The sequence below is a fragment of the Stutzerimonas stutzeri genome (genome assembly GCF_019090095.1).
In the GTDB taxonomy this organism is placed as follows: Bacteria; Pseudomonadota; Gammaproteobacteria; order Pseudomonadales; family Pseudomonadaceae; genus Stutzerimonas; species Stutzerimonas stutzeri_AN.
In genome coordinates this window covers 981,032-1,001,804 of sequence record NZ_JAGQFP010000001.1, presented here as the reverse complement: position 1 = coordinate 1,001,804, position 20,773 = coordinate 981,032, and the positions used below count along the sequence as shown (strand labels likewise).

General features: G+C 61.5%; 18 protein-coding genes and 2 pseudogenes. 9 read left to right on the top strand and 11 right to left on the bottom strand.

What is annotated here, in order from left to right; all coding sequences use genetic code 11:
- From KVO92_RS04220 to KVO92_RS04190, 7 genes are all read right to left on the bottom strand, one after another.
- Positions 1–1,950: a relaxase/mobilization nuclease and DUF3363 domain-containing protein gene (locus KVO92_RS04220; protein WP_217474411.1), complete on the bottom strand. Its 1,950-nt coding sequence runs from the start codon at positions 1,948–1,950 to the stop codon at positions 1–3.
- Positions 1,951–2,296: 346 nt separating this feature from the next.
- Positions 2,297–2,824 carry a S26 family signal peptidase gene (locus KVO92_RS04215; protein WP_092320692.1) on the bottom strand — a complete coding sequence of 176 codons (528 nt, stop codon included), beginning with the start codon at positions 2,822–2,824 and terminating at the stop codon, positions 2,297–2,299.
- Complete coding sequence (locus tag KVO92_RS04210; RefSeq protein ID WP_217474410.1) at positions 2,821–3,063, bottom strand: hypothetical protein; 243 nt, start codon at positions 3,061–3,063, stop codon at positions 2,821–2,823. Before KVO92_RS04210 ends, KVO92_RS04215 begins: the two co-directional genes overlap by 4 nt.
- Positions 3,060–3,698: a ParA family partition ATPase gene (parA, locus tag KVO92_RS04205; protein ID WP_074915915.1), complete on the bottom strand. Its 639-nt coding sequence runs from the start codon at positions 3,696–3,698 to the stop codon at positions 3,060–3,062. Before parA ends, KVO92_RS04210 begins: the two co-directional genes overlap by 4 nt.
- 244 nt (positions 3,699–3,942) lie before the next feature.
- Positions 3,943–4,770, bottom strand: a complete 828-nt coding sequence (locus tag KVO92_RS04200) for a replication initiator protein A (RefSeq protein WP_092320695.1) — start codon at positions 4,768–4,770, stop codon at positions 3,943–3,945.
- 11 nt (positions 4,771–4,781) lie between these two features.
- On the bottom strand, positions 4,782–5,063 hold the full coding sequence (locus tag KVO92_RS04195; RefSeq protein WP_232106367.1) for a helix-turn-helix domain-containing protein: 282 nt from the start codon (positions 5,061–5,063) through the stop codon (positions 4,782–4,784).
- A gap of 595 nt (positions 5,064–5,658) precedes the next feature.
- Positions 5,659–6,171 (bottom strand): antirestriction protein ArdA, encoded by a 513-nt coding sequence (locus tag KVO92_RS04190; RefSeq protein WP_003116664.1) that lies wholly within the window; start codon positions 6,169–6,171, stop codon positions 5,659–5,661.
- Between the two features lie 326 nt (positions 6,172–6,497).
- Between KVO92_RS04190 and KVO92_RS04185 the strand changes: the two genes are divergently transcribed.
- On the top strand, positions 6,498–6,995 hold the full coding sequence (locus KVO92_RS04185; protein ID WP_092320697.1) for a ProQ/FinO family protein: 498 nt from the start codon (positions 6,498–6,500) through the stop codon (positions 6,993–6,995).
- Between the two features lie 382 nt (positions 6,996–7,377).
- On the opposite strand, the gene KVO92_RS04180 is transcribed toward KVO92_RS04185, so the two are convergent.
- Positions 7,378–8,001 (bottom strand): TetR/AcrR family transcriptional regulator, encoded by a 624-nt coding sequence (locus tag KVO92_RS04180; protein ID WP_092320700.1) that lies wholly within the window; start codon positions 7,999–8,001, stop codon positions 7,378–7,380.
- Between the two features lie 107 nt (positions 8,002–8,108).
- On the opposite strand from KVO92_RS04180, the gene KVO92_RS04175 reads away from it, so the two are divergent.
- The 5 genes and pseudogenes from KVO92_RS04175 to KVO92_RS22905 form a co-directional block, all read left to right on the top strand.
- On the top strand, positions 8,109–9,002 hold the full coding sequence (locus KVO92_RS04175) for an alpha/beta hydrolase (RefSeq protein WP_244168998.1): 894 nt from the start codon (positions 8,109–8,111) through the stop codon (positions 9,000–9,002).
- 10 nt (positions 9,003–9,012) lie between these two features.
- Positions 9,013–9,849, top strand: coding sequence for an SDR family NAD(P)-dependent oxidoreductase (locus KVO92_RS04170; RefSeq protein WP_217474409.1), 837 nt, complete (start codon positions 9,013–9,015; stop codon positions 9,847–9,849).
- Positions 9,850–9,858: 9 nt separating this feature from the next.
- A pseudogene (locus KVO92_RS04165) lies at positions 9,859–10,056 on the top strand (DUF1329 domain-containing protein); the annotation flags it as partial.
- 50 nt (positions 10,057–10,106) lie between these two features.
- A complete protein-coding gene (locus KVO92_RS04160; RefSeq protein ID WP_208605339.1) occupies positions 10,107–11,933 on the top strand; it encodes an FAD-dependent oxidoreductase in 1,827 nt (608 codons plus the stop codon).
- 114 nt (positions 11,934–12,047) lie between these two features.
- Positions 12,048–12,200 (top strand): annotated as a pseudogene (locus KVO92_RS22905) (NYN domain-containing protein); the annotation flags it as partial.
- A gap of 36 nt (positions 12,201–12,236) precedes the next feature.
- Here KVO92_RS22905 and radC read toward each other — a convergent pair.
- The 3 genes from radC to qhpR all read right to left on the bottom strand — a co-directional run bounded on the left by radC (position 12,237) and on the right by qhpR (position 15,249).
- Positions 12,237–12,743, bottom strand: a complete 507-nt coding sequence (radC, locus tag KVO92_RS04155; RefSeq protein ID WP_217474408.1) for a RadC family protein — start codon at positions 12,741–12,743, stop codon at positions 12,237–12,239.
- Between the two features lie 396 nt (positions 12,744–13,139).
- Positions 13,140–14,219 (bottom strand): AraC family transcriptional regulator, encoded by a 1,080-nt coding sequence (locus tag KVO92_RS04150; protein WP_217474407.1) that lies wholly within the window; start codon positions 14,217–14,219, stop codon positions 13,140–13,142.
- 13 nt (positions 14,220–14,232) lie between these two features.
- Positions 14,233–15,249: an AraC-like transcriptional regulator QhpR gene (qhpR, locus tag KVO92_RS04145; protein WP_217474406.1), complete on the bottom strand. Its 1,017-nt coding sequence runs from the start codon at positions 15,247–15,249 to the stop codon at positions 14,233–14,235.
- Positions 15,250–15,868: 619 nt separating this feature from the next.
- On the opposite strand from qhpR, the gene KVO92_RS04140 reads away from it, so the two are divergent.
- From KVO92_RS04140 to KVO92_RS04130, 3 genes are read left to right on the top strand one after another with little or no spacing between them, the layout of a single operon-like run.
- Positions 15,869–16,150 carry a hypothetical protein gene (locus tag KVO92_RS04140; RefSeq protein WP_217474405.1) on the top strand — a complete coding sequence of 94 codons (282 nt, stop codon included), beginning with the start codon at positions 15,869–15,871 and terminating at the stop codon, positions 16,148–16,150.
- A gap of 44 nt (positions 16,151–16,194) precedes the next feature.
- A complete protein-coding gene (locus KVO92_RS04135) occupies positions 16,195–17,286 on the top strand; it encodes an efflux RND transporter periplasmic adaptor subunit (protein WP_217474404.1) in 1,092 nt (363 codons plus the stop codon).
- A 4-nt stretch (positions 17,287–17,290) separates the two neighbouring features.
- Complete coding sequence (locus tag KVO92_RS04130; protein WP_181087135.1) at positions 17,291–20,320, top strand: efflux RND transporter permease subunit; 3,030 nt, start codon at positions 17,291–17,293, stop codon at positions 20,318–20,320.
- Positions 20,321–20,773: the final 453 nt, after the last annotated feature.

Here is a 20,773-nt window from a genome sequence, read left to right as displayed (position 1 = left end):
TCAACCAATCGATGGCCCGCGCTGGCGACCCAGTTGCCAGGAGACGCTGTTGCCCTGGATCACCGCCGACACGCTCTGCCCGAGCCTCTGCTCGATCACCGGCTTCCACGGCACCAGGCTGAAGCCGATGCCATCGTCGAGCAGGGCATAACGGCCGCTGGCCAGCTGCACGCTGCGCCGGTAGATCCCGCTGACGCGCTTGCCCTCGACCGCCGGGCGATATTGCAGGCCCGTCTGCGCCGAGATCTCGCGCGCCGCCGCCGTCAGCTCCCGCCCGCGTAGGGTGGCCAGCAGGTTGCGTGCGAGCACCACGCGTTGGCCCTGGCGTTCGGCCAGGCCCTGTTCCACCAGGAAGTCAGCACGCTGTCGCAACGCTTCGCGCACCTCCTTGCCGAAGCCCGTGTCTACCAGCTCGCGGTTGCCGCCGATCAGCTGTTGGTCCAGCCAGGTCGCGCCGACCGCGCGCACCTGCTGCTCGAGGGGCAGTGGCGTACGCAGTTCGACGGCGACATCGCCCAGGCGGCGGGCATCATGCTGCCGGCCTTGCTCGGGCAGGTCGGTCGGCACCCGCCAGACGCCCTCGGCCAGACGCTCGACGATACCGGCCCGGCGCAGGGCTTCCAGGCGCCGTACATGGCGCTCGACCAATGCCTCGGGATCCTGTCCTTCGACTGCCTGTGATCGTGCCAGGGCCGTGTGATGATCGGTGCGATAAAGGCCGTCCACAGCCAGCGCCGCAATCGAGCGATCCACCGCGCGCGGCTCGCTCAGGCTGCGCGTTTCCACCACGCCGCCGATGGGGTAGTCGGCCAGCTCCGCGCGAGCAGGCAGGGCCAGGTAATACGCCTTGCCGTCGAGGCCGTCGACCACCAGGTAGCCGCGGTCGTGTAGCTCGTCGGCCAGCCCCTTGGATACGATCCTACCGACCACTTCGGGACCATCCTTGCCCGGCTCGAAGACCGCCAGCTCTCGCTGCAGGCCCCCCATGGCCCGCTGCATCGTGCGCACGATATCGCCACGCTCGCCCATGGCGCGCAGGGTCACCTCGACGTCGTCACGTAGGATCCATTGTCCGGGCCGAACCTCACGAGCCAGCTCAAGCCTCTGCAGCTGCTGCAGGCGGCCGATCAGCAGCTGCCGGCGCGGCTGGTTGGCGAGCGATTTCAGGCTGAGCACGCCGGCTTGGCATTCGCGCAGCAGGGTGCGATCCAGGCTGGTGAAACGCTCCTGCTGCACCTCGCGCTGCAGGCTCTGTTGGATCTCCAGTTCAGTACGCGGGCCGAGCCATTCGGTGGCCAGCTCCGCGGCACGGTTGCGCATGCCCTCGGCGATGTAGTCACGAGCGATCACCAGGTCCTTGCCGGTGTCGTCCTTGCCGCGCAACACGATATGGGTGTGTGGGTTGTCAGTGTTCCAGTGGTCGACCGCCACCCAGTCGAGGCGGGTGCCGAGGTCGGCCTCCATCCGGCTCATCAGGTGGCGGGTATAGGTGCGCAGGTCGTCGAGCTGCTCGGCATCCTCAGGCGAGACGATGAAGCGAAACTGGTGGCGGTCGTCCCGGCCGCGCTCCTCGAACGCATTTAGGTCGGCCTGGTCGGTCAAGGGCCCGTAGGCCTGACCCGGATCGCCCTCGCGACTGACGCCGTCGCGCTCGATGTAGCGCAGGTGGCTTAGCGTCGAGCGCTTGCCGGCCTGGCGTAGGTTTACCAAGCGCGTCTTGATGGTGACGCGACGGGCGTTGGACGGCAGTTGCTTCGTGCTGAAACGCGCGGCGACATGCCCGCGGCCGAGGCGGGCGCCGGGCTGGTGGCTCGCCTTGCGCGGCTTTCCGGTACCGGCCTTGTTGGCCTGGCGCAGCACCTGGTTGACGAAGGGTTGGCCGCGTTGCTGCGGTTTGCCCGGCTGCGGGCGAAAGCGCAATTCGTCATCCGGACGGCTTCCCTTGCTCATGTTTGGACTCCTAGTTGATCGCAGTACGGCGTGTCAGGCACGCTCCCAGGCCGTTGCCGCTGTGGGGCGAACACGATTTCGGCACCTGGCGACGTAGGCTCTGTGTCGCCGCCAACCCCCGTGCAGACTGCTTTCCGGGCCAGCGAAGTGCCGCCCCCTTTTATCTTGCCCTCCGCTTTTTTCGTGCTTGTGCGCTGCTGGGCTGGGTAATCAGGAAAGGCGGGGTCGCGACTTCCAAAGCCCCTGGTCGGCAGGCGAGGGCCGAAGTATCTGCAGCCTGGCGGCCCGCGACTGTGCGCACCGAGCGCGTGCGTTCCGCAGGCGGATCGACACGGAGAAGGCCTGTTCATCGACGCGACTCCAGCCACAAGGGCCGCGCCCGCCCGATCACCGCGTCGACAGAGATTGGGCCGAAGTAGCGGCTGTCGAACGACGCCGGGTTGCTGCTGCTGAGCAGGAACAGCTCATTGCCAACCAGACGCCGACACGCCTGCCAGCTTGGCAGCGCGCGACCCTGTCGATCCCATCTCGAGCGCTTGGCCACAAGGACGCCATCGATGCGCACCTGGCGGCCTTGCACGCATACCTGCTGCGGCGCCATCGCCGCCACGGTCTTCAGTAACGGCACGTTCGCCGGCAGGTAGCCGCGCCGCGCCGCCAGCGACCTCACCTCCGGCGGCAGGCGAACCAGCACCAGGTCGCCAGGCGCCAACGAGTTGGCCGGCGAAATGCGGTACCAACCGACGGGCACGCTGTCGGACGCGTTGTAGACCAGCCGCGGTGGCGACGTCGCAATCGTTGCCCAACCCAGGGCAAATAAGCCGACGGCGAGTAGCGCCAGTGGCCACCGCGCGCCGCGAGTACCGGGCGTCATGCAGTGGCCCCCGGAAACTGCCGCTCCAGCACTTCGCGCAGCATCTCCGCCATCGTCACGCCGCGGTCGAAGGCCGCCAGCTTGATCCGCGTGCGCAGTGCTGGCGTAACGTCCAGCGTTAGTCGGGCGCTATAGCGCGAGACCTTGCCGTTGTCGATTCCAGCGCCCTGGCGTATCCAGGTTTCGGCCTGCGGATCAGCCAGTGGGCGTGCACCGATTCCGATGCGCTTGCTGCTCATGGCGACCACCTCAGCAACTCGTCAACCAGGCTGCTGACTTCGCGTGCGGCGGCGCTGTCCGGCGCCAGTTCACGCGCCAGGCGACCGGCTGCGACGCTCTCGGCGAAGACGATGCGCTGGCGTACTTCGGCCTGCAGCGCTGGCAGCGGTTGGTCGGCCAAGGCGCCGCGGGCTTCGCGGCCGATCACTGTGGTGCTGACGCGACGATTGATGGCGAACGCTGCGCGCAGCGTGGGCCTAAATACCTGCGCCTCGCGGATCAGATTGACCATCTCCGCGCTGGCCCACAGGTCGTAGGGGCTGGGTTGCACCGGGATCAACACGCGATCCGCCGCCAGCAACGCCGAGCGGGCGAGGGCGGCGATGCGTGGTGGCCCGTCGATGATCACGTGATCAGCGCGGCGAGCCAGCTCCGGCGCCTCCTGGTGCAGTGTCTCGCGCGCCAGGCCGACGGCGCTGAACAGCCTGGGCAAGCCCTGCTGGCTGCGCCGCTGTGTCCAGTCCAGCGCAGAGCCCTGTGGGTCGGCATCGAGCAGGATGACGTTCTGCCCGCGCAGTGCCAATTCGCCAGCGATATGGGTGGCGAGGGTGGTCTTGCCCACGCCGCCTTTCTGGTTGAGCAGGGCGACGATCATGGCCGGATCTCCCCGGCCAAACTGCCCCGATCAGCACCTGTCCACAATCCGGCGCTGCCCCAATAACAAGTTAGAGCTTTTAAGTTAGTTAAGTTAAGGGAGGCTGTCGGCCCCGCCAGCCTTGGCCTGCAGAGGCGTTCGTGCGCCTGAAAGCACGTGCGCCGTGCTCCTGATAGCACGGGCCGGCATGCGCCTGAAAGCACGTCTGGATTCACAGCTTTTCCAGAAGATATCCCCGTGCCGTCTACGGCACGTGCCGGAAGGCCAGCAGCTCGGTCGAACGCGACAGACGCACCACTTCCAGGCGATACCCAGGCAGCGATTGGCGAGCCGCCAGCGCACGCAGATCGAGGGCGAAGTCCGAATAGCGCGCCGAGCTGCCCGACTTGCGATACAGATGGCGAAAGTCGAACTGCCAGCCGTCCTTCTGCTTGCCGCCGTGCTTGCGCACCAGGCGATACAGCCAGCGCTCGATGCCGCCGGTGAGACGAAAGTAGGCCGGGTCGATGGTCAGCACTAGAGCCTGATCCAGCACCCCGCTGTAAAACCAGTCCGGCAGGATCAGCTCGATACCCAGTGGCCGGCCATCCGCCGCGGCTAACTCCTTCCACTCGTTGATCCAGGAGAAACGATGTAGACGCCGGCCGGTGGTCTCGCGGATCGACGTGGCCACGCTGGTCGATTGCAGCCGATCCAGGGCGGCCTTCAGGCGCTGGTAGTCGCGCAGCGAGGTGCCCCGGCCGATGAAGCGCAGGATCTGGTAGGGCGTTGCACGCATCAGCCGCGAAGTGGGGATATCCGCATCGCGCGCCTCTACAAGTTGGCTGGCCGCCCAGATCAGGATGTCGGCATCCCAGATCGTGGCGATGCCGTGTTCCAGCGTGCCCTCCACGCGCACCGTCACCTCGCCCGAGCGAAAGTCGATCGGCACGGTGCGCCGCGACTTGGCCAGCGAGAAGAACGGATGCGCCATCAGATCCTGGGCGTCGCGTGGCGCCAAATCCCCCGGCAGGGCACGAAACAGATCCAGTTGCTCGTTCTGCGAAGTCAAATCGAGATGCTGACGATTCATGAGCGAAGGTTTCACTGATCATCACGCTGCACTCCCGGGTGGCGGTCGATGTACTCGGGATCGAAGGTGGTCTCGAAGCTGCGCTCACCGGCCCAGGCTTCGAGGTCGGTAACCGCGTACATCACCCGCCGGCCAAACTTGTGGAAGCGCGGTCCGCCGCCGATTACCCGCTGCTTCTCCAGCGTGCGCGGCGACAGCCGCAGGAAGGCCGCGGCTTCGCTGTTGGTGAGGTAACGAGGGGTAGGGCAGGCCTGTGATGTTTGCGCCTCGCCAGCGCTTTCCACGGGCTGCATGGCATGCGTCATCGGCCCGGCCTTGCGGTGCAGCGGGGCATCGAGATCGATGCGACGCGAGTGATGGGAAAGATTGGTTGAGTGCGACATGGTGTGTTCTCCGTTGACGTGGGAGGTGCACCGTGCGGCAGCCGTCGCGCTCGATCATGCCGGGTTGGGTCTGGGCGAATGCGCAGGCAGGAGTGGCGAGGATTGATACCGAGAAGGTCTGGACGCTGACCGGGTACGCCTATCTACGCGTGTCACCGGCCATGGTTCCCAAGCACGCCAAGCTCCGTGCGTGCAGCCTAAGGATTTACGGGTCTACGGCTTTCCACAAAACCGGAAAACCGCATCGGCGGATTTCTGTAAATCCGTAAAAACGTAAATCTGCTTCCCCACAAATCCGTAAATCCGTGGTTACGGATCGACGGATTTGGGCAAGACCGTAAGACCGCAACGGTCTCAATCAACTGGGAGGCACAAAGTGGTTGCTCCAGGCTGATCGCCGGGTGCGCGTCCCGTGCATCAGCCGTCCGGGTGGGGCGCGCGGGTGGCCGGCAGGACAGGGGCGCAAAAAACAAGGCACCGGGTCTTCCCGGTGCCTTCCGCTGGGTTAGCGATTCCAGAACACATGCACCTGCTCGAAGCCGGTCTCCAAAGTAAACACGTCGCCGCTGTATTCCATGTCGCGGGCCATGGCACCGTAGTCAATGTACATAGCCAGGTGCGGCGGAATGCTGGTGGTTTCCTCGGTCAGCTCCTGGGCGTAGTCGGCCAGCGAGCTGTAGCAGCCGCAATAATCTTCCTCAGCCGCCTTGCGCGCCTGCTCCAGGTCGTTGAAGTGAGCGAGCAGGGCGCCGCCGAACGCGGGGTACTCCTCGATGAAGCACGCAATCTCATGGGCGTTTTCGAGGCCCTCGTACTCACCGAGGCGGTAGCCGTCGAAGCCCTCGAAGTCGTGGATGGCATACTCCTCCGCACCCTCGACAGGGGAGGCCGCCAGCATGGCACTGACCTGCGCCTGGAGGTCGTCCAGCTCCAGGGTGGCGTCGATCCAGACGCCATGCAGGTGACCGGCGTTGTACGCGGCCAGGTCGGCAACGTAGATCCTGATTTCTTCGCTCATGGCTTTCGCTCCTTCGTCTTCAGGGTTCTGCGCTTGCGCTGCGCATGAACCCCTGCCGACTAGGGCGACTAAGGCGGTCGTGAAAAAATCAGGAAAAATCGCGGAGGCTCCACCCAGCGCAGCGTCCGGGTGGAAACCGTCTATTTTTCTTGATTTTGAGGGGGCAAGAACCCCTGCTTTGGAAAGAGGGAGAGCGTCACCATGGGTGGTGACGGCATGCCTGATTCGCCAGTGGGTAACTGACCGGAGTCGGCTCCGGGCTGTGCCGAAAGACTGCATGAGATAACCTTGCGCCACGAATCAACCATGAAGCTGCGAACTGAACGATGGGTTTTGAACAACTAGCTGAGCTACGCGACCGCCTGCGAGCCGAAAAAGTGCAGGTAAAGACGGATAGTCCGAAGCAGCGTGTGCGGAAGCCTTCTCCGCAGACGAAGCCTCGCGAGCAAGATCCTGCGGTGGAAGCGATCTGGCGACTGCAGAAGCATTTTCCATTGGCCTTTCCGGTTAACCCGGCCCCCAAGGTTCCCCTAAAGGAGGGCATTCTCAAGGATGCCGAGCAACATCTGGAGTTGCTCGGAATATCCAGCGAACAGCTCAAGCAGGGTATCGCTACCTGGTGTCGAGGAAGTCGATACTGGGCAAGCATGACGGAGAATGCGCCGCGCCTGGACTTGAGCGGTCGGGCAGTTGGCATGGTGACGGCGGCTCAGGCTCTGCATGCGAAGCAGCAGGCCAAGCGGCAGCGCGGACAAGCACGACGTAATCAGTCGAAGCCGAAAGAGCGTATACAGGGCTCCGCCGCAGAGACAGCTGTCGAGTAGTTTGTGGATTCACACTACTCGCGCTCGGCACCGAGTTGCCCAATCATTGGCAAGGTGCGCGAGGCTGTTCGAAGAGCTGCAAATGGCCGGCACCGCTTACCAGAAGTGCTCGCTATCGGCCATGAGCGGTGCATCCGCACATCTAGCTAGCGGGCATTCACATCAGGCAGAAACCGGCCAGAAGCAGCCGTTCCTGCTCATGGGTGCTTGAACGCTAGAATGGTGCGACGGGCAACATCAATGATCTCGGCCTTCGAGAATGGCTCCCCTATTAGAACCCCACGAAAGAACAAGGGGGATGAAGCCAGCTTGAGGAATTGGCGTGGATTCGTTGAGAGAGGCAGCTCGCCGCGCTCTATTGCACATTCAGCAGCAGAAATTGCTAAAGGCGGCGACTTCTCAAGCCAGACTGGATGATTGTCAGTGCTGACTGCACAAGAGCCTCGCGACTGACTGACTCCGACCGCAAGGCGTCATCCCGCAACGCCAACGTCAGCACGCCATTCATCATCGACCAGACTGCGTTTGCTGTGCTGTCAGGATCAATTTCTGGATCGATCCATTCCTCTGCAATCCCATCGCGAATGATCGCCGCCATGTGCGCGATCTGCTCCCGCGCCATCGCGCCAATGCGAGAAATAGCCTCAGGATCTTCTGGGGGGTTGGCCAGGATGCGGAACTGATGGGGCCGTTCCATTGCGAAGCTGACGTACGCATTGAAGATTCGCAGACCCCGCTCTTCAGGTGTCCCCTTACCGTCATACGCCTTATCGACGTAGGCACGGTTTTCCTCCATCGAGCGCTCGGCAATAGCGATGAGCAGCGCGGGCTTCCCACCCACCCGGTTGTAGACCGTTTGCAGGGACACGTCGGCCCGACGTGCAACCTCATCGGCTGATACAGCCGCCATCCCCCCCTCAATCAGCAAGGTCTCGGCAATCTCTACCAGGTTCTGGCGCATGTCAGCTGCGCGGCGTTGGGTGCGGGTCAAATTCACGGTCGTCATGGCGGTTGACGGTATCACACTCAATGGATAGAGTCATATCCAACGTTGTAATAGACTCCAACGTTTGAGTTAAAACAATTTCAATACACGACTCCAGGATCATGACCATGAACCGTCTCGATGTTGAGTTCCTGGCTGAGGGCAGCCGCTGTAAGGCTTGGCTCTATCTGCCGAAAACCAAGAAACCTGCTCCAGTCATCGTCATGGCTCATGGCCTGGGGAGCACGCGTGTGATGCGACTCGGTGCCTATGCCGAGCGCTTTAGAGACCTCGGCTATGCCTGTCTGGTTTTTGATTACCGGCATTTTGGTGATAGCGAGGGTGAACCGCGTCAGCTGCTGGATGTGAACAAGCAGTTGCAGGATTGGAAGGCTGCCATCGCCTTCGCACGGACGCGCACTGATGTGGATACAGACAAAGTCGTCCTCTGGGGCACATCCTTCAGTGGAGGTCATGTCATCGCGACTGCCGCCGATGATCAGAGAGTCGCTGCGGTGATCTCCCAGTGCCCCTTCACCGACGGCATGGCCTCCAGCATGGCTGTCCCGCCCCTGACCTCGATCAAGGTCACCATCCGCGCCCTGACAGACAAACTGGGTTCCTGGTTTGGTGCTGCGCCAGTAACGATTGCCCTGGCGGGCAAGCCTGGCTCAACCGCAATGATGTCGGCGGCAGACTGCGAACAGGGCTATCTCCAGCTGGTTCCTGATGCCGCAGCCAAGCAGTTCCCCAACTACGTCGCTGCCCGCATCGCACTGCAAATCCTTACCTACTTTCCTGGTCGGAAAACACCGCAGCTGAATTGCCCGACGCTTTTCTGCGTCTGTGAAACCGACACGGTAGCTCCGGCAAAAGCCACCCTTCGCCATGCCCGTCGTGCTCCCCGTGGCCAGATCAAGATCTACAAGGAGGGGCATTTCGATATCTATCTCGGCGACTCCTTCGAGAGAACCATCGGCGACCAAATCGACTTTCTCCAACGCACCGTTCCCCTGAACTGAGGATCCAATAATGGCTTTTTACAATCTTGATGGGCGCGTTATTGCGATCACCGGTTCGACAGGTGGGCTGGGCTCAGCCGTTTGCCAGGCACTGCTCGACAAAGGTGCCAAGCTCGCATTATTCGACATGGATGGTGCGGCGGTTGAGGCTCAAGCAACAGCCCTCGGCGCCAACACCCGCGCCTGGCAGGTGAATGTCTGCTCGATGGAAAGCATCGACACTGCAATGGAAGAAGCAGCAGCGCACTTTGGCGGCATCGATGTGGTGATTGCGAATGCCGGCATTACTGCATTCGAGCCCCTGGTGACGGGTGATCCCAAGGTCTTCGAGCGGGTGATCGACGTGAACCTACTCGGGGTATGGCGCACCTTCCGTGCCGCCGTAGGTCATGTGCAGAAGCGTCAGGGCTACCTGATGGCGATCTCGTCATTGGCTGCTTTCAGCCATTCACCGTTGCAGGCCTCGTATACCTCAAGCAAGGCCGGCGTATGGGCCATGTGCAACAGCATTCGCCTGGAGCTTCGCCACACGGGTGTCGGCGTCGGTAGCGTGCATCCCACGTTCTTCCATACACCGCTAATGGATCAGACCTTCAAGAGCGCTGCGGGCAGCAAGATCTGGAAAGGAAACAATTCAGGACTCTTCAAAATGGTGGCCCTGGAAGATGTGGTGAAGAGCATCGTGAAGGGCATCGAGAACCGCTTCGACATGATGTTCGTGCCCAAGGAAAACTCCTTCGTCGCACACCTGCCACGTCTGTTCCGCAAGATCCTTGAAGCGGTTGAGTTCAAGGACAGTGAAGTCGCAGCAATGGTCGAGGCCGCCAAGCCCGCTCCAGCCAAATAGAGCATTTCCTTAGCGGAGGCCCACTCCCAGTTCTACTACAACACGCAAGTGCCCTGGTACACCCTGGAAACCATTGCTGACCTGCAAGCTGGCCGGTATCTGGCGATGGGGATGAAGAACGAAGAGAAGCAGGCCTACGACTTCAGTTACACCGCCTCGGAAAGCGATTACACCCCAGCGGCATTACGCCTAGCGGGCGTGCGTTGAGTCGAACCAAGCCACAGCGGTGATTCTGTACAAGTAATGGAGTAAGAGAAGTGATCAACCCAGCCAACATGAGCGAGTCTCCAGCAAACATCCTGATCGAGGCCGAGGATTTTGATAGCTATGGGGGCTGGGTTCTCGACTCCCAATTCGAGACCGTCATGGGGTCGCCCTATCTGCTTGCCCACGGCCTGGGGCGCCCTGTTAGCGATGCCTCTACAACGATTAATCTTGAGCGCCAAGGTGCGTACCACGTCTGGGTGCGAGCGAAGGACTGGGTGCCATCGCATCATCCTGGGCGCTTCACCGTATCGATTAATGGAGTGGTTCTCGACACGGTATTTGGTGCGAATAGCGAGGATTGGTCGTGGCAGCCAGCGGGCAAGATTTCGCTGGAACCAGGCGCCACTACCGTGGTGCTTCATGATCTGACCGGCTTCGATGGCCGCTGCGATGCAATCTACCTGTCAACCGATGACGTAGCCCCACCCAATGAGGTGAATGCCACCAGCCAAGCCTGGCGTAAAGCACTACGCGGCCTGCCAGATAAGCCGCTCGATGCCGGCCATTACGATGTGGTTGTGGTCGGCGGAGGTATCTCGGGATGCGCTGCTGCGTTGACCGCTGCTCGTTTGGGGCAGAGCGTCGCTTTGATCCATGACCGTCCGGTGCTTGGTGGCAATGCCAGCAATGAAATCGGTCTGATGCCGAGAGGCTCACAGGGCGCTCTGCTCAACGAGCTGGCCCAGCGTTCAGCGAACGGTGATCTGGCTGCACTATCACTGCTGGAGGCTGAACCAACCGCCAAGGTTTTTCTCGGACACCGCATCATCAGCGTCGAAAAGCAGGACTCTAAAATCACTGCGGTTCAGGCGATTCAGGCACGTGGCGGCCACGAGCGCCGCATTACCGGCTCGGTGTTCATCGACGCCAGTGGCACGGCCATTATTGGCGTGCTTGCCGGTGCCGAAACGTTGTTCGGGCGGGAGGCTCGCGCTGAGTTCAACGAGCCTTATGCGCCGGAAGTGGGCGATGACATGCACCACGGCAATACGCTGTTCTTCCGCACTCGCATGGCAGAACACCCGGTTTCATTTCCCGAGGTGCCATGGGCAACCGAAGTATCCAAGGACTACGCCAACCTGAGCGGTCAATTACTGGAGGCCGGCGTCGAAAATGCTCCTGGGCCACAGGCAGGGGCCAATCCGAGCACACCTGAGTTCAGATTCGGCAGCAAAGCCGACGTGTTTCCTGCCACTCACTTCTGGGAATACGGCCAATGGCTCGACCCATACACCAATGGTGAGTTGATTCGCGACTACCTGATGCGTGCGCTCTACGGCACGTTCTCGAACGTCAAAAAACTCGAACCGGAAAACTATGCCAACCTGGAGTTCGAATGGATGGCCTTTGTCGCGGCGCAGGGCGAGTTCCGGCGCTATCGCGGCGACTATGTGCTGTCGGAAAATGACATCCGCAACCACACCAGTTTCCCCGATGCGTTGGTGCCCAACGATGGGGCCTTCTGCATCCACTGTGCGTGGGAGCCAGGCGAAGGTAAGTACGACTTCCGCCTAAAGGATTGGATCTGGGACATGCGCGACAAACAGGCCTATGGGATCCCATACCGCTGCCTGTACTCCGCCAACATCGACAACCTGCTGATGGCTGGTAAGCACATCAGCGTCACCCACGTCGCTGGCTCATCAACCAAAACCATGGGCAACGGATCGCAGCACGGCATTGCTACCGGTGCTGCTGCGTTCCTGTGCAACCAGCACAAATCATCGCCGCGCGGCCTCTATGAGAACCACCTCGGCGAACTGAAAGCGCTGGTCGACCAGTTGACCGCTTGCGATCACGAGCACCCACCCAAGTGATGCTACAAAGCACTCTAGGGTGTTTCAGGAGGTAGGCGTATCTGAACGTCTCCTTCTGGCCGGTTGTTGCCCGTCGCGACTGGCAGCTTCAGGTCGATTCTGTTGAAAAAGTCGGCCTTTGAGAGTGCTGCTTATGGCCATTCTGGTCTGCTCGACATGATCAGAACCTACGACCTGCTGCACCTGATCCAAGAGAACGGTGGGCATTGGACGGTGGGGCTGGCAGCGAAGGAAGAGGAATCGGCTGAACACGCTGCGCATGCCTGAAAGGGCGCAGCAAAAAGGGGGCTCAGCCCCCTTGGTTCATAGCAACCCAAGCTCAGCGAAAGATACGGTGCGTTGGCCTGCCACGATGATGTGATCCAGCGAGCGGACATCTACTAGCGCCAAGGCTTCTTTCAAACGTTGTGTGAGCACCTTGTCAGCTTGGCTTGGCTCTGGAATTCCGCTTGGATGGTTGTGCGCGAATATCACAGCAGCTGCATTCAGGCGCAGCGCTTCCTTGACTATCTCGCGCGGGTACACAGACGCACTGTCGATGGTGCCGCGGAACATCTCGACGTACTGGATCAGGCGATGCTTGGCATCCAGAAACAGCGCTGCGAAAACCTCGTGCTCAAAGCCACCCAGCTTCGCGATCAGGTAGTCCTTGACCAGCTCCGAAGACGTGAAGGCTGCACCTCGCTGAACCTTCTGATCGATCACCCTGCGAGCAGCGTTCAGGATCTGCTCCGCAGTAGCAGGCAAATAACGACCTTGCTCGTCGCGAATCATCAGGGAAGCGTCAAAGGCGAGAGAAAGCTGCGACATGATCATGCTCCAGTTGCTCGGGCGGAATTGCCCGGAACCGGCTCAGCACGGCGCAGCGCAGCAGTCAGGGGGCGATAGCCGGCCCCGCCGCAAGCGCGCGAAGCGCGTGCAGCCCTTGACGGCGAGAACGCCGTGATAGGGTGAGAGGAAACAGCAAGACCGCCATTCCACCGATCTCACAGGCGCCGTCAGCAAGCGCAGCGCGCAGGCTCTATCGGTACGGACTAAAACGCCCTGAGGCGTTGTTGGCGAGCAGTAGAACTGCAGATGTGGCCTGCACCAACAACGAGAAAGGAACGACGCTGGTCGCCACTTGTAGCCTGTGCCCTATCAAAACGATTGGCAGACGGCCGCTACCGAAATATTCGCGCTATAGAGTCCTAGAAGGCCGAGCACCTATAAGCTCTTGCTTTCGATTCGCCTATGCAGTGCGTTCAAGCGGGAGGCGCGCAGCAGGCGGGGCTGCCGATTGGAACAATGTTGCTTTTGCCATTCCAATGGTGTGATTTGAAACCAGCGACTGAACGCCCGACAGAACCCGCTCTGATTGGAGTAACCCAGCAGCCCCGATATTTGCATCATGCTAATGAACGGGTCTGCGAGGTAACGGCTGGCCAGGTCCTGGCGCGTTTCATCGAGCAGCCGTTGGAAGGATGTGCCTTCCTGACTCAGGCGACGCTGCAGGGTACGGCTGTTGAGTGCCATGCTGTCGGCGACCTTCTCAACGGTGGCGCGGCCGCTGGGTAGAAGGTGGCGGAGCAGTTGCCGGACGTAGCCAGGCAGGTCGTCGGCAGATAGGCGCTCCATCTTCTGCATGTGTTCAACGATCAACTGGTGCAGTCCTTTATCGGCGGTACTCAGCGGCTTTGAAAGCGCGGAGGTCGCCAGTTCGATGCCGCAGCAATGGGCCGAGAAGCGGGGTTGGGAGCCGAGTACCCTCCGATAGCTTGCCTCATCACCAAGCGCACGGTGCCGCAGTAGGACGGCCGAAGGGCGCCAGGTATCGCCTAGAAGGGCACGCAGTAATTGCACCCCCACGGAGCAGACCAATTCCTCGACTTGCGCCAGGCCCGGCAGGTCTAGTTCTCCGACCCGGTAGCTGAGGATTGTAGTGTCTCCGTCGCTGTCGAGACCTATATCTGCCGCGCCATCGTACAGCGCGTAGTTGCCGCGCAACTCGCCGAGGGCGTCACCTACCGTACGCGCGTTGCGAATCAGATAGAGCAGCTCGCCAAATACATCGAGCCCCTGAAAGCCCCCGAACTGCAGGCCGAATAAAGGGTTGCCTGAATGGCGTTGACAGATATCCAGGAGCGCGCAGTAGCGACGGAAGGCAAAGATGCCTTCGGGGTGCTGCAGGCTGTCTTGGGGCAGTTCTGCAAGTCGCAGCATCTGCACTGGATTGAGCCCCTGCATTATGGCGAACTCGGCAAAGCCAATAAGTCCTAGCGCGCGGACGAAGGGATTAACGGACATGGTTATACGCCCCTTAGGTGGACGAGTCGGCGGCTGGCACGGATAGCAATGAGCGCTGCCACTGTTGTGGGCTGATGCCGTTCCAGCGCCTGAAGGCGCGTGAGAAGGTGCTGAGATCTGCATAGCCCAGAAGCGCGGCCAACTGAGTCAGGTTCAGCGATGAGTCACGCAGGTAGCGCGTCGCCAGGGCCTGTCGCGTGTCGTCCAGCAAGGCCTGAAAGCTCGTGTCCTCTGTCTGCAGATAGCGCTGCAGGGTGCGTGGGCTGACCTGCAGATGCTCGGCGACCCGCTCGATGGTGACCTGGCCAGCGGGCAGCCAAGTGCGAAGAAGCTTCTGCACGTAATCGGGCAATTCCCGCAGGGTAATTCGTGCCAGTACATCGAGATGCTCCCTGGCCAGCTGGCAGAGCCGCTCGTCTGCAGTGCTAAGCGAAATATCCAGCAGCGCCTCGTCGAACACCCAGGCATTGTCCGGGCTGTCGAAGCGGGGCGTAATGCCCAGCAGGTGGCGGTATGCGCTTAGCTCGGCGCCGGGGGCGTGTCTAAGCAGCAGGCCTCGCGGCTTCCAGGCGTGCTGTAGCAGGCTGCGCAGCAAATGGGCACTTATCCCTATGGCCAGCTCTACGGTCTGGCGGACTGAATAGGCACCGCCATCCGTCACTTCATACACCAGCCGAGCGTACCTGCCGTGGCGCTCGAGGCGCAGCTCGGCGCCGTTGCTGTGAACGTGAAAGTAGCGCTGTAGCGCCTGCAGTGCTTCGCCCACCGAACCGGCATTCTGAATCGGGTACAGCAGATTGCCCAGTGCCTGAGCCCCCTGCCGTAAACCAAATTGCAGGCCGAACAGTGGGGCGGCTGATCGCTGTGCGCAAAGCTCGAGCAAGGAGTTGAATTGGGCGCCCCCTATCACACTAAGTCTGGCGTCGACGGGTAGTCCGATCTCGGTCAGTACAGCGGATGGATTCAGGCCTTGGTCGAGCGCGAAGTCTTCGAAGCCTAACAGAGCGATGCCATTTACAAAGGTATTCATCGCGAATGCTCGAACGTTCGATTGAATAAGACCGCTGGCCGGTGAGTGTCCATTGTCGTGCTCCCGTGGACGTTCGACGAATTTTCCAGAACAGCTTAGGCGGCTGGTAGGTGACATTATTTGGATATTTTATGGCGTGATATGCAAAGCGACAGACCTGAGGGCCGCGCAGAATTCTATCTTCCAAGAATAAAAGACACTGCATTTGGCTGCGGCCGAATGATGGAGGTTTGCCGTGCGTCGATTTTCTGCGCCTGTATGAGCTCGGCCCTGTAGGTATCTACCTCCATCTTGTTCTCGCTCAGGATCGTTACCGTCAAACAGCCGCAGCCGGCGTATCCGTTCGGCAGCTTCGGAGACTTCTTCCGACCTTGTTGGCGGGCCAAATGCTGCCTCCGTCTGTAGCACGCGAATCGAGCAAGTCTCGGTTTTGAAAGCTGGGACAAGCCAGAGGCTTTCGCAGCGCGTGCGCTGAAAAATTTGCTCCCTATGCGTGGCATCCGGCCTCTCTTGGTCATGCCAGTTGGAGCCCCATTACGCCAATCGGCCTACCCATCCCGAGCCAGTAGATACGCTGAGCTTCAAGGGCGAGGTGTTTCACTGCTGTCCGAGGTTTTCCATGAGTCCTGATTACGTCCAGAACCTCTGCCTTGTCTGTCACGTGGTGCTACTGAGCAACTCGCTGGCGCGAGTCAGTATCCGGGTCAACGCCACGGGCCCGGGCGACTTCAAATCCGGTATGAACCAGGCCTTCTTCAACCGAGATCAGGACTACAGCTATGTCCGCGCTGTGGCGCCGATGCGCTGGTCGGGGCCGTCCCTTCTGACCAGCGATGTCGGTGCCTTCATGAGCAATAACTTGCTGGCGACCGAGGGTGGTCATCGGGCGTGCAGCAGCTAAGCCGGGACTAGTCTTCTTACATTGAATCGTCGAAGGGGACGAACATGAAGCTGAACAATCGAATCATCCGGTCGGCCACGTTGTGCCTGGCCATAGTCTTGGCACTTACTGCCTGCAACGACCCGCAGCAGGAAGCGGCCCAACCGGTGTCGCGACCGGTAAAACTGTTCACGCTAGGGCAAGCTGAGGCTGTTCGAACGCTGCGGTTTCCCGGCAGTGTCTCGGCGGTCAAGCAATCGGACATGGCGTTCGAAGTCCCTGGGCGGATCATTGATATTCCGGTCACCGAGGGACAGCTAGTTAATGCCGGTACTGTGCTGGCACGGCTCGACCCTCGTGACTATGAGGCCGAAAGGGACAGGGCGACGGCTGAACGCAACGCCGCTCAGCTGGAGTTCAATCGATACGAGGCGGCGTTCAAGGCCAGGGCTGTCGCCGCGCAGGAGGTCGATCGTACCCGCCGCAACTTGGCGGTTGCCAATGCCAGCCTGCGTCAGGCCAACAAGGCTATTGAGGACACGGTGCTGCGTGCGCCCTTCGCCGGACGTGTAGCGCGCAAACTGGTGGAGGACTACGCCAATGTGCAGGCCAAGCAGCCGGTGCTGATACTGCAAAGCGAGGGTGGCATGGAAATGCGCGTTCAAGTTCCCGAGGTGCTCTGGGCTCGCTCGCCGCAGGTCGACTCGGCGGCACACATCGAGGACCTCAATTCGCAGATCCGCGTGGTGTTGAGCTCGCTGCCCGAACAACCGATTGCGGCAAAAATCACTGCCTTCGCCAGCATGGCCGACCCGGTGACGCGCACCTTCCGCGTTACCGTCGGCTTCGAGCCGCCGCCTGGCTTTAGCGTTAGCCCCGGGATGACTGGACACGTCGCCTACGATCTGCCAGCAGGGGATGCCGCAGTTGGCTTGTACATTCCCGCCGATGCGGTATTCGCCGCTCCCGACAATAGTCCTCAGGTCTGGCGTTTCGATGCGCAGAGCGGCACGGTGCAGCGTAGCCCCGTGACCCTGGGAGAACTGAGCGGCGACAGCGTGCTCGTGACCTCCGGCTTGCAGGTGGGTGATCGCATTGCGGTATCGGGCGTGCATACGCTCAGCGACGGCTTCCCCGTGCACGCCTTGGAGAATTGAGTCGATGGATATCGCCGCCATTGCCATCAAGAAACGCCTGGTCACCCTGGTGCTCACTGCAGCGATGCTCGTTGCAGGGTTGTGGACCTATCAGGACATGAGCCGTCTGGAGGATCCGGAATTCACTATCAAGGAGGCACTTGTCGTCACGCCTTATGCGGGCGCCTCAGCCCTGGAGGTGGAGCAGGAGGTCAGCGACCGCCTGGAGAAGGCCGTGCAACAGCTCGGCCAACTGGAGCGCGTGAGCTCGAAGTCCGAGCGGGGCCTGTCGACCCTGACCGTTACCGTCAAGGACAACTACGACCGCGAAAGTCTGCCCCAGGTCTGGGACGAATTGCGGCGCAAGGTCGACGACGTGCAGCGCGAGCTGCCGCCGGGTGCTGGGCCGTCGATCGTGCTTGACGACTATGGAGACGTCTATAGCGCGTTCCTGGTGGTCACCGGCGACGGCTATAGCTACGCCGAACTCAAGAACTATGTCGATCAGCTACGTCGTGAGCTGCTGCTGGTACGAGATGTTGGCAAGATCACCACTTTCGGCGAGCGCCAGGAAGCCATATTTGTCGAATTCAATAGTGACCGCCTGTCGCAATTGGGTATCGCGCCCGCGTCCATCATCGAGGAGCTACGCCAGAAAGGCTTGGCGACGGATGCCGGGCGAGCGCGGGTAGGGAAAGCTTTCGTCACTCTGGCGCCTTCGGGTGGCCTCAGTTCGATCGGCGACTTTCAGGCCTTGCTGATTCATGGTGGCGACGGACGGCAGTTCCAGCTTGGTGATCTCGCACGGATCCGGCGCGGTTATGTAGAACCTACCGCCGCCGAGATCCGCTTTGACGGCCGGGCCGGTATCGGCCTGGGCATTTCTACCGTTTCCGGTGGCAACGTGGTGACCATGGGCGAGGCGCTGCAGGCACGCATGGCCGAGCTGGAGGGGCAGCGTCCGGTCGGCATGGAGTTCGGCATCGTCTCCCAGCAGTCGGAGTCCGTCACCACAGCAATCTCGGGTTTCGTCGAGAGTCTGCTACAGGCCGTGGCCATCGTCGTGGCGGTGCTGCTGCTGTTCATGGGCCTGCGCAGCGGGCTGCTGATTGGCTTCGTTCTGCTGTTGACCATAGCGGGATCCTTCCTTTTTCTAGATCCCATGGGCGTGGCACTCGAGCGCATCTCTCTGGGGGCCTTGATCATCGCCCTGGGTATGCTGGTGGACAACGCTATCGTCGTGGTCGACGGCGTGCTCGTCCGTCTACAGCGCGGCGAGCGTGCCGAGCAGGCCGCCTCAATCGTCGTCAAACAGTCGGCTTGGCCGCTGCTCGGCGCCACCCTGATCGCCATTCTGGCCTTTGCGGCGATCGGCACTTCGAACGACGAGACCGGCGAGTACTGCCGCTCGCTGTTTCAGGTGGTAATGGTTTCGCTGTTGCTGAGCTGGGTGACCGCGGTGACGGTGACGCCGCTGCTGTGCGTGATGTTTCTTAAGGCTCCGGCGCCCGACCAGGCGACTGCAGACCCTTACGGCGGTGGTTTCTATCGGCGTTACAAGGAGTTGCTGCGTATCTGCATCCGTCGCCGCTACTTGAGTACTGCCAGCGTGGCCGGCCTGTTCGCCGTCGCCCTGTGGGGCTTCAGCATGGTCGAGCAGAGCTTCTTCCCCAGCTCGACCCGACCCCAGTTTATGGTGGATTACTGGTTACCCCAGGGCGCTCACATAGATGCTACGCGCGCCGATGCCGAAGAGATCGAGCGCTTTCTGCTGGAGCAGGGGGGCGTGACGCACGTCACCACCACCCTCGGCGAAGGCTCGCTGCGTTTCCTGCTTACCTACCAGCCACAACAGCCCAACCCGGCCTATGCACAGTTTCTGGTTGGTGTGGACGACTACCGTCTGATCCCCCAACTGATGGCGAAGGTCGAAGACGAACTCGCCAGCCGTTTCCCGGATGCACTGAGTTATGCCTCGCCGTTCGAGCTGGGCACCGGGGTGAGCGGCAAGATCCAGGCCCGCCTGAGCGGTCCTGACCCGGATGAATTGCGCCGGCTTGGCGATCAGGTGCAGCAGATCTACCAGAGTGATCCCGATGCCAAGGCGGTGCGTACCGACTGGCGGCAACGTGTAAAGCTGGTACGAGCGACCCTGGCCGACGAACAGGCCAACGTCAATGGCATCACCCGTGCCATGGTGGCAGCGGCGATTCGCGAGGGCTTCCAGGGCGTGACCGCGGGCGTTCATCGCGAGGCTGATCTACTGCTGCCGATTATAGTGCGCGTCGATGACGCAGCACGTAACGCCATCGACGACCTGGCCAATCTGCAGATATGGAGCCCGGTGGCGCAGAAGATGATCCCGCTACAGCAGGTGGTGCGTTCGTTCGATACCGTGTTCGAGGACGAGATGATCCACCGTCGAGACCGCAAGCGTACGCTCACCGTCTACGCCGACCCCAGGCAAGGTAATGCTAGCGAGCTGTTTGCGCGGCTGCGCCCGCAGGTCGAGGCCTTGCCGCTGCCGCCCGGCTACAGCCTGGAGTGGGGCGGCGAGTACGAGGACGCCGGCAAGGCCCAGGCCGGGCTGGCCGCGAGCATCCCGGTGTTCATCGTGGTCATGGTCCTGATCACCATCATGCTGTTCAACACGCTGCGACAGCCGTTGGTGATCTGGCTCTGCGTGCCGCTGGCCTTGATCGGGGTAACCGCCGGCCTGCTGGTCAGCGGACAGCCCTTCGGCTTTATGGCCTTGCTCGGCTTCCTCAGCCTGATCGGCATGCTGATCAAGAACGCCATCGTGCTGATCGAGCAGATCGATCTGGAGTGCGAGGAGGGCAAGGCGCTGCTGCCGGCGATAGTCGATGCTGGGGCGAGCCGCCTGCGCCCGGTGGCCATGGCCGCGCTGACCACGGCGCTAGGCATGATCCCGCTGGTGTTCGACGCCTTCTTCGTCTCCATGGCCATCACCATCATCGGCGGGCTTCTGTTCGCCACCGTTCTTACCATGGTCGTGCTGCCGGTGTTCTACGCATTGATCTACCGCGCGCCGTAAAGCCTCCGTTGGGGCGGCTTGAGAGCCGCCCCGATCCTGGGTCCATTCCACAAGCCGCCGCAGATGACACGGTCACCAGATCTCGCCGGCTCGGCATGAGTCTTCGTGCGGGCAGAAGAGTTGTGCGCTGTTCACATTTCCCTGGTCTGAGCGTCGTGGCCGGGATCAACCAATTCTCTGGCGTCCTTCCGAATCTGGCCTGGCTCCTGCTACCGATGAGGCCGGTGATGCGTTCTGCACGTCAGCGTGGCAGCAGCTGCGCGCGGATATGTGGAAGGAGCCGAGCTTAGCTCCCGGATCTCTCCAGGCAGTCACAACGCCTACAGCCTCTGCCACTTACTTCGCGGCTCAATCGCGCCTATGAATCTCCCCCGGCGGGGACTCTCTTTGCCGCCATGCGGTCGCTGCGTGGGATTGCTTCGAGTATCCGTAGCTCACGAGCGGGTTCTGCGA

Coding starts and splice junctions, on each gene's coding strand:
- KVO92_RS04220 (WP_217474411.1), bottom strand. CDS start 1,950: ATGAGCAAGGGAAGCCGTCCGGATGACGAATTGCGCTTTCGCCCGCAG.
- KVO92_RS04215 (WP_092320692.1), bottom strand. CDS start 2,824: ATGACGCCCGGTACTCGCGGCGCGCGGTGGCCACTGGCGCTACTCGCC.
- KVO92_RS04210 (WP_217474410.1), bottom strand. CDS start 3,063: ATGAGCAGCAAGCGCATCGGAATCGGTGCACGCCCACTGGCTGATCCG.
- parA (WP_074915915.1), bottom strand. CDS start 3,698: ATGATCGTCGCCCTGCTCAACCAGAAAGGCGGCGTGGGCAAGACCACC.
- KVO92_RS04200 (WP_092320695.1), bottom strand. CDS start 4,770: ATGAATCGTCAGCATCTCGATTTGACTTCGCAGAACGAGCAACTGGAT.
- KVO92_RS04195 (WP_232106367.1), bottom strand. CDS start 5,063: ATGCAGCCCGTGGAAAGCGCTGGCGAGGCGCAAACATCACAGGCCTGC.
- KVO92_RS04190 (WP_003116664.1), bottom strand. CDS start 6,171: ATGAGCGAAGAAATCAGGATCTACGTTGCCGACCTGGCCGCGTACAAC.
- KVO92_RS04185 (WP_092320697.1), top strand. CDS start 6,498: ATGGGTTTTGAACAACTAGCTGAGCTACGCGACCGCCTGCGAGCCGAA.
- KVO92_RS04180 (WP_092320700.1), bottom strand. CDS start 8,001: ATGACGACCGTGAATTTGACCCGCACCCAACGCCGCGCAGCTGACATG.
- KVO92_RS04175 (WP_244168998.1), top strand. CDS start 8,109: ATGAACCGTCTCGATGTTGAGTTCCTGGCTGAGGGCAGCCGCTGTAAG.
- KVO92_RS04170 (WP_217474409.1), top strand. CDS start 9,013: ATGGCTTTTTACAATCTTGATGGGCGCGTTATTGCGATCACCGGTTCG.
- radC (WP_217474408.1), bottom strand. CDS start 12,743: ATGTCGCAGCTTTCTCTCGCCTTTGACGCTTCCCTGATGATTCGCGAC.
- KVO92_RS04150 (WP_217474407.1), bottom strand. CDS start 14,219: ATGTCCGTTAATCCCTTCGTCCGCGCGCTAGGACTTATTGGCTTTGCC.
- qhpR (WP_217474406.1), bottom strand. CDS start 15,249: ATGAATACCTTTGTAAATGGCATCGCTCTGTTAGGCTTCGAAGACTTC.
- KVO92_RS04140 (WP_217474405.1), top strand. CDS start 15,869: ATGAGTCCTGATTACGTCCAGAACCTCTGCCTTGTCTGTCACGTGGTG.
- KVO92_RS04135 (WP_217474404.1), top strand. CDS start 16,195: ATGAAGCTGAACAATCGAATCATCCGGTCGGCCACGTTGTGCCTGGCC.
- KVO92_RS04130 (WP_181087135.1), top strand. CDS start 17,291: ATGGATATCGCCGCCATTGCCATCAAGAAACGCCTGGTCACCCTGGTG.